Source organism: Clostridium tarantellae, from assembly GCF_009295725.1.
GTDB lineage: Bacteria > Bacillota > Clostridia > Clostridiales > Clostridiaceae > Sarcina > Sarcina tarantellae.
This window is the reverse complement of the sequence record NZ_WHJC01000276.1, coordinates 1-4,464: the sequence shown is the minus strand read 5'-3', so window position 1 is coordinate 4,464 and position 4,464 is coordinate 1. Positions and strand designations below refer to the sequence as shown.

Below are 4,464 nucleotides of genomic sequence, written 5' to 3'. Positions count from 1 at the left end.
TATATGTGAATAATGAATTGATGACCACATTTACTTTAGCATTAAGAGCATCTAATGATTTAGTAGAACATTGGATTAATGGATTATCAAATGATGTATCAGAAATAGAAGAAGAATATTTTAAATTGGAAAATGCAAATGAACAAAGCTTATACAATTCTATTAAATCAGTAAATTTAAAAGTTTATAATGCTTTAGAAGGAACTCTAGAAAATGGAGCAATAATAGAAAATCTTGATGATGGAAAAATAGTAGGATGGCTTGGTGGACCTGATGATGGATCAGTAAATATAAATGTTAATATGGAAAATAGTGGGATATACAACCTGGGCATAAAATATGTAGCTGGTGAGAGTAGATCTTTTAAAATAGATGTAAATGAAGTAAATACAGAAATAATTTACAATCCTTCTCCAACTAATGGTTGGACCGTATCAAGTGCAAAACTGTTTACTTTACCTATTAGTTTAAATTCTGGAGATAACTTAATTAAGTTTCATGGTGAAGGAACTAATTATGCTCCAAGTGTTTTGAGTTTTAGCATTGATATTCCAACTACTTCATCTATACCAACAATAAATATATATAGAAAAACTAGTGTGAGTCCTACTCATTCTATAGAACGTAAAAGGTTCAATATACAATTTCATGCTTTAGAACCTTTAGGAATAGAGATAATGTATCCTACAGATGTTACTATGTTAATTAAAGGAGAAAATATTGCTGGAACGGCTAAGGTTAATTTGCACGATGTAGATAATATGCGTTATATTTCTGATATTTCAGTTAATGAAAATAAAATAATTTCTATTCCAAGAAAAGGAGAATTGTTTTTAAATGTTTCTAATATAAGTAGTATTTTAGGAGATTCTATTTCTTTTTCTTTTCAAGTAATTTTAAGTATAGATAATGACATTAATTATATTATTACACCTACTTTTGATATTAGAGAAAACAAAATATTTGAAGCAGTAATTACAGATGAAAATGAATATAACAACTTATTGGAATCTAATACGGAAAATGGAATGTTGGCTATTTCAGAAAATGCAAGAATTTATTTCCCTAAATGCAAATATATTCCATTACCCATATCTCCAACTGAAGTATTGGCACTTCATGAACAAACAATTTTTGAGCACAATAAGTTAGCAGGGCTTGATATAAATGCTTCTAATCAGTTAGATAAACCAAGAAGAAATTTTGTGTTAGTTAGTGCTAGAAATGAACAAGTTGGTTATATGTCTGCTAGTGGAACTATGTTAGATACTCATCCTAAAAATTCAAGAACGTATTTTTCAGCTGGTTGGGGAATATTTCATGAATATGGTCATTTATATGACCAAGGATGGGGTTTTATAGAGATATGGACTAATATGTATTCTAAAAATATGGCTGAAAAAACTATAGGATTTACTTGGCTTTGGGGAAATGATAGAGAGGCTTATGAAAATAAAAATATTGAAGTTTTCTATAAAGATTATTTATTAGATGGCAATTTTATAGAAAGAGGTTTTGGATTTGGAACAGGATTATATTTCTTTATATCTTTACAAGAATTTTTTGGAATGAATTTTGTAGGGGATATGACTGGATATTATAGAAATAATGAAATTTGGTTAAGAGGACATGAATATGTTGTTTATGCTATAGCAAAAATATATGGAGTGAATGTTATTCCATATATGGAGATGTATGGATATTATCAATATACTAATGAAGTAGTGAATTTTGTTATAGACAATAGTAAATCTACTACAATGATTATACCTGGCAATGTAAATTTTGAAAAATACGCATCTATTTCTGTTCCTCCAACAGTTAAATCCATTTATGCAGGAACAAATAAAACTTTAGTAGGAATAAGTAATCAAAATGCTAAAATTAATTTAACTGTGAACAATAACATTTATACTGCTACAGCTGATTCAAATAGTAAGTTTTCTATTATTATTTCTGAAAATATAGATGAAAATAGTATTCTTAAAATTACTTCTATGGAAAGTGATAAAGCTATAAGTGTTGAAAAGAAAATAAAAGTAAAAACTTTATTATCAGATAATATATTTAGTTTTTATGGATTAGGAGATGTTTTAATAGCTACTTTAGGATTTGATGTAACTAATAAAGTATTAGTTGTAAAATCTGGAGGTTCAAAATCTCATGTTTATTTTAAAGATAATGTATATTTTAGTGCAACCTTATATGATAATAATGGACAAAATATAGCTACTTCAGATGTAACTGGAAATGAAAATGCAGGTGATTTCGCAACAATATTAAATAATAAATTGTTTAACTATGGTTATTATATTAAGCTTAAACATGCTGAACCAAGTAGATTAAGCTTAAGTGGAGAAGTTATAAATTCACCTAATTCTTCATCACCATTTAGTTTTAAAAATATAGATTTATCAAGAGTTACTTTCTATATAAGAAGTAATGGTATTGAATATAAATTTGAATAAATTATTAGACTAATTTAATAATAAAAAATAAAGCATAGGTAATTTTATATACCTATGCTTTTATAAATTAAAAAGTTATTTTAATCTAAAAGAACTTTTTAATGAAACTATTCTATTAAATACTAAGTTATCTTCAGTAAAATTCTTAATATCTACATTAAAGTATCCGTGTCTAAATAATTGTAGTTTATCTTGTGGTTTAGCATTTTTAAAATGAGGTTCAATAAATCCTTTCATTACAGTTAATGAATTTGGATTTATTTGTTCTAAGAAATGTTTTTCTTCCTCATCATCTTTAGATTCAAGTATTAAAGGTTCATACAATCTAAATTCAGCTGGAACAGCACTAGTAGCATCCACCCAGTGTATAGTTCCTTTAACTTTTCTTCCTGTAAAGCCAGAACCACTTTTAGTTTCTATATCGTAAGTACAGTGAATTTCTGTAACATTACCATTTTCATCTTTTATTACATCATTACATTTAACAAAGTAAGCTCCTTTTAGTCTAACTTCATTTCCAGGAAATAATCTGAAATATTTTTTTGGAGGGTTTTCCATAAAATCCTCTTTTTCTATATAGAGTTCTCTAGAGAATGGAACTTGTCTTTTTCCAGCTGTTTCATCATCAGGATTATTTTCTATTTCTAGCATTTCAGTCTGTCCTTCAGGATAGTTAGTTATAACTAATTTAAGTGGATTTATAACTGCCATAGCTCTTGGTGCTTTTGAATTTAAATCTTCTCTTATAAAATATTCAAGCATTTGAGCATCAACTGTAGATCCTGCTTTAGCTACTCCTATTTCTCTACAGAACTTTCTTATAGATTCTGATGTGTATCCTCTTCTTCTAAGACCAGCTATAGTAGGCATTCTTGGATCATCCCATCCATCTACAATACCTTCATCAACTAATAATTTAAGTTTTCTTTTACTCATAACAGTATTTGTTATGTTAAGTCTAGCAAATTCAATTTGTCTAGGTATGGATTCCATTTCACATTCAGCAACAAACCAATCATATAAAGGCCTATGGTCCTCAAATTCTAATGTGCATATTGAATGAGTTATTCCTTCAATAGCATCTTCTAATGGATGGGCAAAATCATACATTGGATAAATGCACCATTTTGAACCTGTATTATGATGCTCAGAATGAGAAATTCTGTATATAATAGGATCTCTCATATTTATATTAGGAGAACTCATATCTATTTTAGCTCTTAAAACTTTACTTCCATCTGGAAAGTCTCCATTTTTCATTTTTTCAAATAAATCTAAATTTTCTTCAACAGTTCTATTTCTGTAAGGACTTTCTTTACCAGGTTGAGTTAATGTTCCTCTATATTGTCTAATTTCTTCAGGAGTTAAATCACATACATAAGCTTTTCCTTTTTTTATTAGAAGTTGTGCTTTTTCATACATTGTATCAAAATAATTTGATGCAAAGAATAGGTTATCCCAGTGAAAGCCTAACCATTCAACATCTTCTTTAATTGATTCAACATATTCAGTATCTTCTTTAGTTGGATTAGTATCATCGAATCTTAAGTTTGTTTTTCCTTTGAATTCATCAGCAAGTTCGAAATTAAGTATTATAGACTTAGCATGACCTATGTGTAAGTACCCATTAGGCTCTGGTGGAAAACGAGTAATGATTTCATTATGCTTTCCAGTTTCTAAATCATCTATTACTATATTTCTTATAAAGTTTGATGAACTTGGTACGTTTGACATCTTATCATCCCTTTTCTCACAATTTTTTATATATCTAGATATAAGCAGATATGTATGTTAAGCTATAGCTAAATTTTCCTTATATCTTTATTGTTAATGTGTATAAACATACTTCTTCATATAGATTTTAATATACCATAAAAAGCTAAATCTATCTACAAATTATATTAAAAATTAAACTTTTAATATGATTTTATTAATAATAATCTACACTATTTTCAATTTTTTCAATAATACGCAAATTTACATTATTAATTATGAG

The 4,464-nt window shown here is 27.4% G+C and carries 2 protein-coding genes; one reads left to right on the top strand and one right to left on the bottom strand.

Annotation, left to right across the window (positions count from 1 at the left end; translation table 11 throughout):
- The coding region (locus GBZ86_RS13095) for a putative mucin/carbohydrate-binding domain-containing protein (RefSeq protein ID WP_170272255.1) at positions 1 to 2,468 on the top strand (2,468 nt) is incomplete at its 5' end.
- Between the two features lie 75 nt (positions 2,469 to 2,543).
- Here GBZ86_RS13095 and GBZ86_RS13090 read toward each other — a convergent pair.
- Complete coding sequence (locus GBZ86_RS13090) at positions 2,544 to 4,202, bottom strand: glutamine--tRNA ligase/YqeY domain fusion protein (RefSeq protein ID WP_152891330.1); 1,659 nt, start codon at positions 4,200 to 4,202, stop codon at positions 2,544 to 2,546.
- Positions 4,203 to 4,464: the final 262 nt, after the last annotated feature.

Coding starts and splice junctions, on each gene's coding strand:
- GBZ86_RS13090 (WP_152891330.1), bottom strand. CDS start 4,202: ATGTCAAACGTACCAAGTTCATCAAACTTTATAAGAAATATAGTAATA.